A 14125-nucleotide genomic window follows, 5' to 3' on the forward strand; every position below is an offset into this window, starting at 1 on the left:
TGGAAAGAATATAATTTTCAGAACTTTAGTAATTTATCTATATCTTATAACTGAATGAGCATTCAGTCAACATATTTAGTTGTAAAACTGGCTATATTTTTCTGTGAATCAGGGTATGGGTAATTAGTTATAGGATAAGAACGATTGATTACGTAAAAACTAAATGGACGTGTTTTCGGGAGGGAATAAGATGGCAGTTGTATTGTACATTATCATCGGGGTCGGTTTCATTTTTGGATGGTTGGCACTGGATTTACATTTGGGAAGAAAGAAGCATTTGAAAGAAGTTAAAAGGTTGAAATTCCCAAAAAGGCAGAGTGATATTCTCCTCTATGCTGACGGAAACCTTTTGTATAAGGACTTATTCCACGACATGCGTCATGCTAGCAACCACATACATTCCCTCTTTTACATGGTACGAGACGACCATGCGAGCAAGGAATTTCTATCTATTTTAAAAGATAAAGCAGATCAGGGTTTAGAGGTTCGGCTCCTACTCGATTATTTTGGATCCTTTGATGTAAAAAAAGAGACCATCAAAGAACTTGAGCAGCACGGCATCGAAGTGGAGGTTTATCATAAGCCCGCCTTTCCTTTCTTTTTCTTCAGCATCAACCAGCGAAATCACCGGAAAATCACGGTGATAGACGGAAAAATCGGGTATGTTGGAGGATTCAATATTGGAAAGGAATACCTCGGACAGGATCCCGAATTTGGCGTTTGGCGCGACTACCACCTCAAGCTGGAGGGGGAAGGTGTGCAGGACCTCCAATCACAGTTTATCCAAAACTGGGAGCAAGCCGGCGATTTCCCTTCACGCGAGTGGGGCGGTGATTATTATCCGGAGCTTACAAAAGGCCCGATTACGCATAAGCTGGTCCCGACAAATGGCGGGCATTTGACGGAGACGTTTTTAAAGCTGCTTCAAAAAGCGGAGAAATCCATCATCATCTGCACTCCTTACTTTATACCGAGTGAGCCGTTGCTGGATGAATTGCTTTCCGCCTTGGGGCGCGGGGTGAAGGTTACTGTTCTTGTCCCGGCGAAAGCCGACCATGCGCTGGTGATGGATGCTGCGTTTCCATACTTTGCAACGATGATACAAGCAGGAGCGGAGGTTTATCGATTCTATCTCGGATTCTATCACGCAAAAGTTATGGTAATCGATGATCATACCTGTGATGTTGGTACCGCTAATTTTGATAAGCGCAGCCTTTTCTTGAACAATGAAATCAATTGCCTGATATATGATAAAGAATTTGTGCACAAGACAGTACAGGAAATTCACAAGGATATCCACAACTCGGAAAAGTTAACGCTGGAGTTCATCCGGAACCGAACTCTGTTGGATAAGGGAAAAGAAAAGCTTTCCAAGGTCATTGCGCCTTTGTTGTGAGTAGTGGGTTGTTATTGCAAAGCTTTTGAAAAGGAGTTTGTTTGGATGAGAATTCGCTTTGGATTTGTTTCACAATCTTGGACGCTGTGGGAGGCCTCCCCTGCCCGTGCGTTGACTTATACCCGCTATAAGCAGATGTCTGCCGAGGAGGGTCGTGAAAAGTTGCTTTCGGTGACGCGAGAGAATTTAATGAACACGCTGCGAACGATTTACTTTTGTATTGCGCACGAAATTAAAGTCTTTCGTTTCTCCTCTTCCATTGTTCCGCTTGCGACCCATCCGGATGTAAAATGGGATTTTGTTAGTGAATTTGGTGATGAATTCAAGGAGATTGGGGACTTAGTGAAACGGTATGGGATGCGTTCGAGCTTTCATCCCAACCAGTTTACTTTGTTCACGAGTGATAAACCGCATATAACCGAGAATGCGGTCATTGATATGGTCTATCACTATGAGATGCTGAAGGCGATGGGGTTGGAGAATGAGGGAACGATCAACATCCATGTTGGCGGCGCTTACGGGAATAAGGAGCTTGCGGTGGAGCGGTTCAGGGAAAATATTGTGTCGCTTCCGGATGAGGTCCGGGCGCGGATGACGCTGGAGAATGATGATAAGACCTACACAACGGAGGAAACGTTGGTGTTGTGCGAGGAGCTCGGGATTCCGCTTGCGTTCGATTATCACCATGAGTACGCCAATCCGAGTTCCGTTTCTTGGGAGGAGCTTCTGCCAAGAGTGTATGCGACGTGGAAGGATATCGGCATCATACCAAAGATCCATATATCCTCCCCTATTTCGGAAAAGAAATTGCGGCACCATGCAGACTTTGTGGATCTGCAGTTTTTAATGGAATTTTTGAAAGTGGTGGTCGGGCTAGGCCAGGATGTCGACTTTATGGTGGAAGCAAAACGAAAAGACGAGGCGGCACTGCAGCTATGTGAAGACATCTCGAAGATCCGTGGCGTGAAACGAATTAGCGGCGGTGCGGTGGAGTGGTGAAGTGCTAAATAAGTGAAGAGGGGTCTGACCCTCACCGCTCTAAAGCGGTGAAGAGTCAGACCCCTCTTTTTTAGTTGGTTCATTGGAATTAGTTGCTTGATTGGAATATTGGGGCTACCCAGGTAAACAGGCGGTAGCCAAGGTAGATGCCGACGATCCCGACGATGCCCGAGAATACGGGTGGTGCTGGGATTGGCAGGCGGAATAGAGCGAAAAGGAATCCTACGACCATTCCTGTTGCAAGTGCTAGTATGCTTTCTTTCATTGTTTAAAACTCCCTTGTTGTTTTAGTCTATGTTGTTTATTTTGACCAAAAGAAAACTCTCTACTCTAATTTCTAGTAGAGAGTTTTCTTGGAATTACATCTTCTCAGGTGCAGAAACTCCGATTAGTTTCAAAGCGTCCTGCAAGGTGATTTGTACAGCTTTCATCAACCCTAGACGTGCCTTTGATTTTTCTTGGTTGTCTGCATCCAATACTTTTTCCGCATTGTAGAAGCTGTGAAGCGCGGAAGCAAGTTCAAATGTATAGTTGGTGATACGGTGAGGAATGCGTTTTTCCGCCGCTTCGGCTACCGCAAGCGGATATTCCCCTAGCTTTTTCAAAAGATCAATTTCTTTTTCAGAAGAGACGTGTTCAAGAGCGAAGTTTCCTTCCAGGCTGATGCCTTGCTCTTCTCCTTGGCGAAGCATGCTGCAAATACGAGCGTGCGCGTATTGTGCATAGAACACCGGGTTTTCGTTGGACTGTGATACTGCCAAGTCCATATCGAAATCTAGATGCGTATCACCTGAACGCATGGCAAAGAAGTAACGAACGGCATCCAAGCCCACTTCTTCCATCAAGTCGCGCATCGTTACCGCTTTACCGGTACGCTTGCTCATTTTCATCTTTTCGCCGTTTTGGAAAAGGTGGACAAGCTGGATGATTTCCACTTCCAGTGCGTCTTTTCCGTAACCAAGTGCTTCAATGGCAGCTTTCATACGAGGGATGTAACCGTGGTGGTCTGCTCCCCAGATGTTGATGAGCTTGTCATGTCCGCGTTTTAGTTTATCTTGGTGGTACGCAATATCCGGCGTCAGGTACGTGTATGACCCGTCATTTTTGATGAGAACACGGTTTTTGTCATCGCCGAATTCCATGGAGCGGAACCATGTTGCTCCCTCTTCTTCGTAGATGTGTCCCTGCTCGCGAAGGGTTGCCAGTGCTTCATCGATTTTCCCGTTGTTGTACAGGGAAGTCTCGGAGTACCAAACGTCAAAACGGACACGGAACTCTTCTAAGTCCTGTTGCAGTTTTTTCATTTCGTATTTTAAGCCGTATTCACGGAAAAAGCTGCGGCGGTCCTCTTCTGATTCGTTGACGAAACGGTCGCCGAACTCATCTGCGATTGCCTGGCCGATCCCGATGATATCTTTCCCATGATAACCGTCTTCCGGCATTTCTTTGTCTTGGCCAAGCGCCTGGAAATAACGTGCCTCAACAGAAAGAGCCAGGTTGTTGATTTGGTTACCTGCATCATTGATGTAGTATTCGCGTGTCACCTCATACCCTGCCTTATCCAGTACATTACATAGGGAGTCCCCCACTGCCGCACCACGGGCATGTCCAAGATGAAGGTCGCCTGTAGGGTTTGCAGATACGAACTCGACATTGATTTTCTCACCGTTCCCCACGTTGGAACGACCGTAATCAGTTCCCGCTTTTAGAATCGTTGGGATTAGGTCTGTGAGATAAGCGTTGTCCATGTAAAAGTTGATGAATCCAGGACCAGCGATATCTATTTTTTCAATAGATGCTTTCGATTGATCAAAATTTTTCACGATTTCTTCTGCAATCATGCGAGGTGCTTTTTTCGCTACGCGTGCAAGCTGCATCGCCATGTTCGTGGAATAGTCCCCGTTTGCTTTATCCTTTGGTGTTTCAAGAACAACAGCTGGAATCTGCTCCTCTGTTGCCAAGCCTGCTTTAAGAACGGACGCTTTGATCTCTTCTTTCAGGCGTTCTTGTACTTGTTCTACTATATTCATCTTGCCTGTTCCTCCTCGTAGTTGATTGTTATCAAGTATTGACCGGTTACTTGATCTTGAACCTTCAATTTATAGTCAAGCTGCAAACAGCCTCGCTTCTTATCTGAATCCTTCATCATGACCACTTTTTCCGTTTCCGTTTCAAACTGAAACCCTGCGCCAGCGCCCTGGTAGCTTCCTTCTGTCGTTTCACCGGCACGGAAGGATTGCAGCATATTGATGTCCCCTGAACGCTTCAGACGCACTTCTTTGTCTGTAATTTTATAAAAACAATCGACCTTCTCCTTGCCTTCGAGCTCTTCTGAGAAGACGATGTATTCTGATTCACCTTTTATGTAGTATTGACCATCTGCTCCAAACACAACAAATTCCCTGTCATTATCCGCATGAATTATTTCCGACTGGAACGTCACCTTTATCGGCATCTTTAAGTGATTTTGATTGTCTGCCATTTGGCCCCACATCCTTTTATCTTAACGCTTGTTGGTTCGCGTCGATTTTTCTATAACCTTCATAGTATAAAACAAGTAGGGTGTGGAGTTCAATAGAGGATGTTGGGGGTTTTGGGAAATGGGTGATTTTTTTGATGGTAGTGTGGGGGTAGGGTTAAGAATGGGAGTTCTATTGGACGTTTGGCTGGAGTTTTGTGGCGATTCGGGTGAATAGAAGCGTTCTATTGGACAATTTACCTGGGTTTCCTTGGCCTTCGGGCGTTTAGAAGCGTTCTATTAGACAGTTTACCTCGGTTTGTTTGGCCTTCGGGTGAATAGAGGCATTCTATTAGACAATTTACCTCGGTTTGTTTGGCCTTCGGGTGAATAGAGGCGTTCTATTGGACAATTCACCTGGGTTTCCTTGGCCTTCGGGCGTATAGAGGCGTTCTATTAGACAGTTTACCTCGGTTTGTTTGGCCTTCGGGTGAATAGAGGCGTTCTATTGGACAATTCACCTGGGTTTCCTTGGTCTTAGGGCGTATAGAGGCGTTCTATTAGACTTTTCACCTTGATTTCTTAAGCCTTCAGGCAAATAGAATCCTTTCTTATACAAAAAAGCCCTGTCTCCCAAGGCGGCTTAGTAGCAAGCAAGCACTTAGTAAACAGAGCTGATTTTGAAACGCTTATTTTACCCAACCTAAAATCATTTCGCGGATCAGTTTGCTTGCCGTGTTGGCAGTTTGCTCGGAAGTGTCATAGATAGGTGCCACTTCTACAAGGTCTGCTCCCACTACGTTCACATCGGAACCTGCGATGGCATGGATGGATGCAAGCAATTCACGGGATGTGATGCCGCCGCAATCCACGGTTCCTGTGCCTGGTGCGTGTGCAGGGTCAAGCACGTCGATGTCGATTGTTACATAAACCGGACGGCCAGCAAGTGTCGGAAGGATCTCTTTCAACGGCTCAAGCACTTCGAATTTGGAGATGTGCATGCCTACTTCCTTCGCCCATTGGAACTCTTCCTTCATGCCGGAACGGATACCAAAAGAATAAACATTGGTTGGTCCGATTAAGTTTGCTGCTTTCTTGATTGGTGTGGAGTGGGAAAGCGGCTCTCCTTCGTAATCGTCGCGTAGGTCTGTGTGAGCGTCCATATGGATGATAGCAAGATCCGGATACTTTTTGTACATCGCCTTGATGACAGGCCAAGATACAAGGTGCTCTCCACCCATTCCAAGTGGGAACTTGTCTTTTTCTAAAAGACTGTCGATGTATTCTTCGATCATTTCGATGCTTTTTTGCGGGTTACCGAAAGGCAATGGGATGTCTCCTGCATCGAAGTATTTTACTTCTTCCAATTCGCGGTCTAGGTACGGGCTGTACTCTTCTAGTCCGATGGATACTTCACGGATACGGGACGGGCCAAAGCGGGATCCTGGGCGGTAGCTTACTGTCCAGTCCATCGGCATGCCGTAAATTACTGCTTGGCTATCATCAAAGCTTGGGTGGCTTTTAATAAAGACGTTGCCTGAATATGCTTCATCAAAACGCATGGGTGGTTTCCTCCTTTAATTAAAGGGTCTGACCCTTAGCGCTTTAACGCGCTGAGGGTCAGACCCCTCTTTAGTTCTTTATCTCGTTACTTCACTAAATCCGCTACAAATTTAGGTAGGGCGAATGCTGCTTTGTGCAGTTCTTTGGTGTAGTATTTTGTGTCGATTTCGTGGAAGCGGTCTTCGCTTACTTCCAGTGGATCGTGCTTTTTGGATCCAATTGTGAATGTCCACATGCCGCTTGGGTATGTTGGGATGTTTGCGATGTATAGGCGTGTAATCGGGAAGATTTCACGTACGTCGCGTTGTACATTTGTAATCAGTTCCGGTGTAAACCATGGGTTGTCCGTTTGCGCCACGAATACGCCGTCTTCTTTTAGCGCTTTGGAAATTCCTGCGTAGAAGCCTTTTGTAAATAGGTTTACAGCGGGTCCTACTGGCTCCGTGGAGTCTACCATGATGACATCATAAATGTTTTCGCTTTCTGCGATATGCATGAATCCGTCGCCAACCTTCACTTCTACGCGCTCATTTTCAAGCTCGCCAGCAATTTCAGGAAGGTATTTTTTGGAGTACTCGATTACTTTTCCGTCGATTTCCACAAGCGTCGCTTTTTTCACGCTAGGGTGCTTCAGCACTTCGCGGATTACGCCGCCGTCTCCTCCGCCTACTACCAACACGTTTTCAGGGTTAGGGTGTGTGAACAATGGCACGTGTGCCACCATTTCGTGATAAACGAACTCGTCCTTTTGAGTTGTCATGACCATTCCGTCCAAAATAAGCATGTTGCCGAACTCTTCTGTTTCTACCATATCAAGCTTTTGGAATTCCGTCTGCTCTGTATGTAAAGTGCGTTTGATTTTCGCTGTGATTCCGAAGTTTTTTGTTTGATATTCTGTGTACCATAATTCCATTTTGTCCAACATTCCCTTCCAAAATAAAATGATCTATCTATCTTGCGGCCATAAGCTTAAGTTTCTATCGTTAAATGCTCGTTTTTATCGTTCCCTATCGATGAAAAATGAAACATTGATTTATCTGGATTTCTTGCTTCCGCGGCCAACGAACCACCACTTCCACTTTTCTAATCACCAAGAAAAAAGTATAGATGAATCTAGCAAAAATTCAAGTAAAAAATTTATTTTTCTGCAAATGTTTAAAAAGGTTCAAAGAATTTCATACTAGGAATAAAAACTGTATTTATATATGGGAATCTTTTGTAGCAATGTGGAAGGGGGATCGATACACATGGAATTAATAACAAACGACCGGTTTCAGCAGGTTATTAAATATGTTCGCGCGATGTTTTTTATAGGAATCATCCTATCGATCTCTTTCTTTCTTTTAGTTGGCGGAGTGTGGATTTATGCGAAGTCCAAGGGCGCTCCCCCCCTTTCTGTCACGCAGTCATCGATTTTTTATAGCAAGGACGGGTCCATCATTGGGGAAGCTCATAGTGGCGAAAAGCGGTACTGGGTCGGACTTGAGGATATTTCCCCTTATGTAGTGGATGCGACGGTGGCGGTGGAAGACAGGCGTTTTTTTACCCATCACGGCTTTGATCCGAAACGGATTGGTGGTGCCATCCTTGCCGATATTAAAGCTCGGGCAAAGGTTCAAGGAGCAAGTACCATTTCACAGCAATATGCGCGTAATCTTTTCCTCGTTCACGATAAGACGTGGAAGCGGAAATGGGAAGAGGCTCTTTATACCATCCGAATTGAGGCTAATTATTCAAAAGAAGAGATTCTCGAAGGCTATTTGAATACTATCTACTATGGACACGGCGCTTATGGAATTGAATCGGCGTCTTATTACTATTTTAACAAGCCTGCGAAAGAACTGACACTAGCGGAAGCCAGCATGCTTGCGGGTATACCGAAAGGTCCAAGCGTCTTTTCGCCTTATGCAGATAGTGACCGGGCACGTCAAAGGCAGGGAATTGTTCTGCACTCGATGGTGGAAAACGGATCTCTTACAAAAAAAGAAGCAGAAGAAGCACTCGCACAACCGCTGACTTACGGAAACCGTGAGCATCTGCCGAAAGAATTTATGGCTCCTTATTTTCAAGATGCCGTAAGGGCGGAGATTAGAAATGTATTGGGCCTGCAGAAAGAATTAGAAATGGGCGGGCTTCACATTTATACTACGTTAGACCCTACTCTACAGGCTATTGCGGAAGAGGAAGTGGAGAAAACGTTTGATCCGGAGTCTGACATGCAAGTCGGGTTCGTTTCCATGGATCCGAAAACAGGCAGAGTGCTTGCGCTTGTCGGAGGAAGAAATTACGAAGAAAGCCCGTACAATCGGGTGACACAGGCGGAAAGGCAGCCAGGTTCGACATTCAAGCCGCTGTTGTATTACCGGGCACTTGAGCAGGGTTTTACGCCATCCACCGGTTTTCGCAGTGAGGTGACAACCTTTGAGATCGATAACGGTCGCTCGCAATACACGCCGCATAACTTCAACAACTACTATGCAAATGATATTTTGACCATGATGCAGGCATTGCCATTATCAGATAACGTCTATGCGGTGAAAACTCACCTGCTTCTTGGAGAAAAAGAATTGACCAAACAGGCAAAAAAGCTTGGAATCGGGTCTCCAATTAAGGATGTCCCTTCGCTTGCATTGGGCACCTCCCCTGTCCGGGTGCTCGACATGGCGAATGCCTATAGCGTGTTTGCTAATGGAGGAAAAGAAGTCAAACCAGTTTTCATTGAAAAAGTAGTGAACTACCGCGGAGAAATCCTTTATGAACGCGAAAAGGAAGCCAAACAGTTGTTAGATCCTGATGTAACCTTTGTCCTGAACCATATGATGACGGGAATGTTTGATCCAGCGTTAAACGGCTATATGGCTGTAACAGGAAATGCGATTCGCGATAAACTGACAAGGCCTTATGCCGGAAAATCAGGTTCCACCGAAACGGACAGTTGGATGATCGGATACACCCCTCAGCTGGTCAGCGCTGTTTGGACAGGCTACGACCGTGACCAATCGATTACACTCTGGGCGGAAAAGCATTATGCGAAAAATTTATGGGCCGGATTTATGGAGCGCGCACTGAATAATAAATCTGTTGTGGCATTTGCTCCAACGGAAGGCGTTGTCGGGGTGCAGGTCAATCCGCAAACCGGCCTACTTGCCACAAGCGACTGTCCGGTTTCCAGATTAAGCTATTACATCAAGGGCACCGAACCAACCGAATACTGCATGGCGCACTTAGAGGATGTCAAAGAGGAAGACGCGATTCCTGAGGCACAGCCTAAAGAAGAAACTAAAAAATGGTGGAAGAGATTTGTTCCTTGGATGTAGTGAATAGTATCCTAAAAAAGTTAAAACCCCCGGGATGTCTCCCGGGGGTTTTAGGTGTCCTAGCTTTCCATGTGTTCTACACATGTGAGTTAATTTTACTTTTTTTGTCGTAATAACTCAAGTGGGTAGAGTCGAACATTCAAAAAAATGTCACATCTTTATTTTTGAGAACCTCTTGACAAACTAGTTTACAGCTAATTGGTTTTTCAGGTCATCGGAAGCTCGTTCCCACATTCCGCTGTCATGGAACTCCAGATAGTTTTGCAAAATAGTTTTGGAACGGTCATCCATATGCTCCACCATGATGTGGCGCTTCATGGACTTATCCATTTTATTCACATGCTCTGGAAGTGACTTGTAGCCTCTGCGAATTTCGCGATCAACGGTCATCTCACATGCAGTCACACCGGCATAGTAAGGACCTTCCTGCTTGCGGTCGATGGTTACCCATACAAGCCAGTAAGGTTTTCCGTTCGGCACATCCTCTTTGTTGGGAAGGAACTTGATTCCACGCTCTATCGTACTGCGGGCATGCATCGCGCCAATATCGACGAAAGCCTCTCCGCCGTCCACATCTACAAATACAGGTGACACATTATCAAGACTCAACGCCCCAATCCCGAATCCGCCGTGCCCGTCTGTCGGGTCATTTTTTATAATATTAAAGCCAATTGGTTTTTTCTTCTTTTCTTGATCCATTTTCTAGCCCCCTTGCTTAATTGTATAGCTGCAATGGCAAATCCGATCCTGCCGCTTGCGCTTTTCTTTTCATTATACAATAATTTACGGGAGAGTTAAAAACAATCAAAGGAGCGAATGTAAAATGCCTTATGTAACTGTTAAGATGCTGGAAGGACGCAGTGAAGAGCAGAAAAAAGCATTGGTGGAAAAAGTGACAGCTGCTGTCAGCGAAACAACCGGTGCCCCGGAAGAGAAAATTGTCGTGTTTATTGAAGAGATGACAAAAGGTCACTATGCTGTTGGCGGTAAGCGATTAAGCGATCAATAATGGCTCAGAGGGATTCGGACAGGCCTCGAATCCCTTTTTAATTCAGCAATTCGCTTAACTTTTTCTTCTTCTTTTCCACCATTTTTATATCAAGCGGCTCGAAATACTCTTCCTTGATGCTGTCCACTAGAAATCCCCACATATTCTTGATCTTATCCTTGATCTCTTGATTGCTTCCTTCTGCAATAAGGAGCAGGCACTCCAAGGTAGTGAGTATGACCGAAATATCCCGTTCTCCATAAATTCGAATCTGATAAAACCCGGTGTACAGGATTTCTTCAAAGGTTCGTTGAGGAATCGTCACCCTCTTTTCCTTGTCCTCATCGAGGTATGTGATCGCGTCTGCATCCACCTCGCCAAATTCCATCAACAGTCTGCTCATATACCGTATACAGTTGTTGGCAGTGTTTGGGTCGTTTATGCCAGGAGAAATTGCGCGCAAAGCCACTTCCGCCATTTTCTGCAAGGCAAATTCCCCGTCTTGCAGCGGCGTGCGCTCCTCCCCCACCTCGATGAAAGCGGTCAGGTCCAACTCTTCTGGTTTTTCTTTTGTAAAATTAACAAAGGCAATCACGCTTCGTTCGGTTACAAAATCACCGATTCGTTTATTGAACACAATATGAAAACCATGCTCCTTTGCCTTGGCTGCCAATCCCTCTGTATCGACTACTTGGACATAGCCTGTTGCCTTTGGAGTAAGTTCCATTTTTTCCTGCGAAGCGGACGTAGAAATATCCATCTTTTCAAAAAGAATTTTTTCGGCTTTATAGAGAAGCTTTTTCTTTTTCACTGTAGCAAGGCCCTCTTTCATGAGCCGCTCAATCAGCTTGCTCACCTGGATCGAGCGTGCAACATGGTGAATGAAAAAGACAAAATACCCCACACATATCACAGCGAGAATCACACCTATACCTGAGGCTAACACCCGCTGCTCATCTAGCCAATCCTTCATGAACAACAAGGACAACACCGTGTAAATAAAGGACCCGACAAACACACCCAACACCCGGAGCGTCATCTTTTCCGTCATAAAGTCCTGAAGCGTCCGAGGGGAAAATTGGCTGGAGTAGGTGGTCAGGACAACCATGATGGTGGAAAAAGAAATGGTCGTCATCGTAAGAATTGCGGTGGCAATCGAGCTCAAAATGGTTGTACTCAAATCCACATTCGTGAAAAATATTTTGGGAAGATAATTCTGTACAGAGTCAGCAAAAACGGTATCGACTGCTATCACAATCGCTGTAAGAATAATACTTGCCAACGCATAAAGGCTTGGCACAAACCAAATTTCCTTCCTTGCTCTCAAGGTCCACTTTTCCATATGTACGCTGCTCCTCTTTTTTGGCGGCTTTTTATAGGTAGCATTCCCTTTTTGGGGTGGAGGTAAGCCTGTTTATCGGTATATACAAAACAAAAAGCCCAAAAGGATCAAACCATCCCCTTGGGCTTTTCAATCTTATTGTGTGATGCATTCGCGAAGGCTTTCGATATAGTCGTATGCCTCGTTCACTTCGTCCTCTGTGTAGCGCTGCTTGCTTTTTAGCGTAAAGACTTTGTCCTTCACTTCTTCCCGCGGCAGGTTCTCAAAGAACAGCACCGTGGAAACCAGCTCTAAAAAGCGGGAGTTCTGTTCGTTCATCTTGGTCATGCACTCGTTCAGGTGCGGCATTTCCAAGTCATAATGTTGCAGGAATTCTTCCCCGTTTTCGGTTAAAGAGTAGCGGTACTGCGAGTAGCCCCCTTTGTTCTCTTTCAGCTCGCTTAAAAAGCCGAGATTGCAAAGCTCCTCCACTCGCAACGTCACTTCTTCAGAATATGGTCCGTAAAAATGGAAATTGTACTTTTCATAAAATGGGTAGTTCAACTTTTTGGCTATATACACCATTTTCTGCAGCTTTTTTCTCCCAATGACTTCACCTGCAGATGCAAACACCTTCATTAATTTTGCGTGATCTGTCAACAAACCCTTTCATCTCCTAACCTTATCCGTTGCCTATATTCCTAGTATCTCTCTGATTTTTTTCTTAGCCGATTTTTTAGACGATAGATCCTCTAGCATGTCTAGTGGAAAATAAAGCTTGTGATCGGTTCTTCTTTTGCCGGAAATGGCATCCACGATCTCAGATTCCCTTGAAAGCTCACGCACATCCCCATTTGGCATAAGCAGGTGAATCGGCAGGCGCTCCTCTTCTTCTCCCGGACGGTAAAAGTCGTACGGCAGGTCGGAGGAAGAGTCCACCACTAGATAGTATGCAGGGTCGATGCCCGCTTTCTTAAAGAGACTTGTCAGTTCCATCAAGTCCATCATTTGCTTATTAGGATTAAATTCGACGTATTTAAACAAATTCCTGTTCATAAATCGTCGACATAAGTCGCTTAATATCGAATCTTCTTCTTCCTGCCAGGATTGGAAATAGTACATAACCACTGCTTCATCAAGTTTTATGTAATCCTCTACTGAAATTTCTTCCTCAAAAAGAGAGTAGAAATGAACAGGATAATATTTAAATGTGTAATATTCTTGGTGCAATTGTTTGGCACGGTGCAGAATCTTGGTCAAAATCACTTCCGCACTTCTCGTTACAGGGTGGAAATAAACCTGCCAATACATCTGATAGCGGCTCATGATATAATCTTCCACCGCATGCATTCCACTAGATTTAATGACCACCTGATCTTCTCTCGGGCGCATGACACGCAGGATCCGCTCCATATCGAAATGCCCGTAACTGACTCCCGTAAAATAAGCGTCACGTTGCAGGTAATCCATGCGGTCGGCATCAATCTGACTGGAAATCATGCTGACTACCAATTTATTTTTATATGTTTTTGCGATGACCTCGGCCACATCTTTCGGAAAATCCTTATGGACCTTTTTAAGGACGGCGTTTACTTCCGTGTCCCCGAGAATGATGGCCTGGGTAAAATCTTCATGATCTAAGTGGAACACCTTTTCAAAGGAATGTGAAAAAGGACCGTGCCCCAAATCATGCAGCAGCGCAGCGCACAGGCATAACAGGCGATCATCCGGATTCCAATCTTGCCTTCCTTCAAATCCGTCATCAATAATGCGGCGGACAATCTCGTATACTCCCAATGAATGGTTAAGCCGGCTATGCTCAGCGCCGTGGAACGTCAAATAGGTGGTACCAAGCTGGCGGATCCGGCGCAAACGCTGAAATTCCCTAGTCCCAATCAAATCCCACACAACCCTGTCGCGCACATGGATATATCTGTGAACGGGGTCCTTAAATACCTTTTCTTCACTCAGTTTTTCGGTTGCATAACTCATTTCGTAGACCTCATTATTTTCGGCATAATATTTATCTCATTCTATTATATCGTAAATATTTTACAAGAAAAGGTGGTTTTGGTTAAACACC

13 protein-coding genes are annotated in these 14125 nt (G+C 45.1%); 4 read left to right on the top strand and 9 right to left on the bottom strand.

Features of this window, described 5'->3' with window-relative positions:
- Nucleotides 1-190: 190 nt before the first annotated feature.
- Nucleotides 191-1396: a cardiolipin synthase gene (gene cls / locus LG307_RS21075; RefSeq protein ID WP_404446206.1), complete on the top strand. Its 1206-nt coding sequence runs from the start codon at nucleotides 191-193 to the stop codon at nucleotides 1394-1396.
- A 45-nt stretch (nucleotides 1397-1441) separates the two neighbouring features.
- Nucleotides 1442-2395, top strand: coding sequence for a UV DNA damage repair endonuclease UvsE (gene uvsE, locus LG307_RS21080; protein ID WP_404450525.1), 954 nt, complete (start codon nucleotides 1442-1444; stop codon nucleotides 2393-2395).
- An 88-nt stretch (nucleotides 2396-2483) separates the two neighbouring features.
- On the opposite strand, the gene LG307_RS21085 is transcribed toward uvsE, so the two are convergent.
- The 5 genes from LG307_RS21085 to speE all read right to left on the bottom strand — a co-directional run bounded on the left by LG307_RS21085 (nucleotide 2484) and on the right by speE (nucleotide 7329).
- Nucleotides 2484-2660, bottom strand: a complete 177-nt coding sequence (locus tag LG307_RS21085) for a XapX domain-containing protein (RefSeq protein ID WP_404446209.1) — start codon at nucleotides 2658-2660, stop codon at nucleotides 2484-2486.
- Nucleotides 2661-2754: 94 nt separating this feature from the next.
- Nucleotides 2755-4425, bottom strand: a complete 1671-nt coding sequence (gene argS / locus LG307_RS21090) for an arginine--tRNA ligase (RefSeq protein ID WP_404446212.1) — start codon at nucleotides 4423-4425, stop codon at nucleotides 2755-2757.
- On the bottom strand, nucleotides 4422-4877 hold the full coding sequence (locus LG307_RS21095; RefSeq protein WP_404446214.1) for a DUF1934 domain-containing protein: 456 nt from the start codon (nucleotides 4875-4877) through the stop codon (nucleotides 4422-4424). The genes argS and LG307_RS21095 overlap by 4 nt, the downstream gene beginning before the upstream one ends.
- A gap of 665 nt (nucleotides 4878-5542) precedes the next feature.
- A complete protein-coding gene (gene speB, locus LG307_RS21100; protein WP_404446216.1) occupies nucleotides 5543-6415 on the bottom strand; it encodes an agmatinase in 873 nt (290 codons plus the stop codon).
- An 86-nt stretch (nucleotides 6416-6501) separates the two neighbouring features.
- Nucleotides 6502-7329 (bottom strand): spermidine synthase, encoded by an 828-nt coding sequence (gene speE, locus LG307_RS21105; RefSeq protein ID WP_404446219.1) that lies wholly within the window; start codon nucleotides 7327-7329, stop codon nucleotides 6502-6504.
- A gap of 334 nt (nucleotides 7330-7663) precedes the next feature.
- Between speE and LG307_RS21110 the strand changes: the two genes are divergently transcribed.
- Nucleotides 7664-9733: a transglycosylase domain-containing protein gene (locus LG307_RS21110; RefSeq protein ID WP_404446222.1), complete on the top strand. Its 2070-nt coding sequence runs from the start codon at nucleotides 7664-7666 to the stop codon at nucleotides 9731-9733.
- A 183-nt stretch (nucleotides 9734-9916) separates the two neighbouring features.
- On the opposite strand, the gene LG307_RS21115 is transcribed toward LG307_RS21110, so the two are convergent.
- Complete coding sequence (locus LG307_RS21115) at nucleotides 9917-10432, bottom strand: YwhD family protein (RefSeq protein WP_404446225.1); 516 nt, start codon at nucleotides 10430-10432, stop codon at nucleotides 9917-9919.
- Nucleotides 10433-10514: 82 nt separating this feature from the next.
- On the opposite strand from LG307_RS21115, the gene LG307_RS21120 reads away from it, so the two are divergent.
- Entirely contained in the window at nucleotides 10515-10742 is a 228-nt protein-coding gene (locus tag LG307_RS21120; RefSeq protein ID WP_404450526.1) for a 2-hydroxymuconate tautomerase, read from the top strand.
- A gap of 37 nt (nucleotides 10743-10779) precedes the next feature.
- Here LG307_RS21120 and LG307_RS21125 read toward each other — a convergent pair whose 3' ends face one another.
- The 3 genes from LG307_RS21125 to LG307_RS21135 all read right to left on the bottom strand — a co-directional run bounded on the left by LG307_RS21125 (nucleotide 10780) and on the right by LG307_RS21135 (nucleotide 14034).
- On the bottom strand, nucleotides 10780-12063 hold the full coding sequence (locus LG307_RS21125) for a DUF2254 domain-containing protein (RefSeq protein ID WP_404446228.1): 1284 nt from the start codon (nucleotides 12061-12063) through the stop codon (nucleotides 10780-10782).
- Between the two features lie 135 nt (nucleotides 12064-12198).
- Nucleotides 12199-12705 carry a YwgA family protein gene (locus LG307_RS21130; RefSeq protein WP_404446231.1) on the bottom strand — a complete coding sequence of 169 codons (507 nt, stop codon included), beginning with the start codon at nucleotides 12703-12705 and terminating at the stop codon, nucleotides 12199-12201.
- Between the two features lie 30 nt (nucleotides 12706-12735).
- Entirely contained in the window at nucleotides 12736-14034 is a 1299-nt protein-coding gene (locus LG307_RS21135) for an HD domain-containing protein (protein ID WP_404446234.1), read from the bottom strand.
- Nucleotides 14035-14125 lie beyond the last annotated feature (91 nt).

Source organism: Sutcliffiella horikoshii (assembly GCF_044809035.1).
Classification (GTDB): domain Bacteria; phylum Bacillota; class Bacilli; order Bacillales; family Bacillaceae_I; genus Sutcliffiella_A; species Sutcliffiella_A horikoshii_G.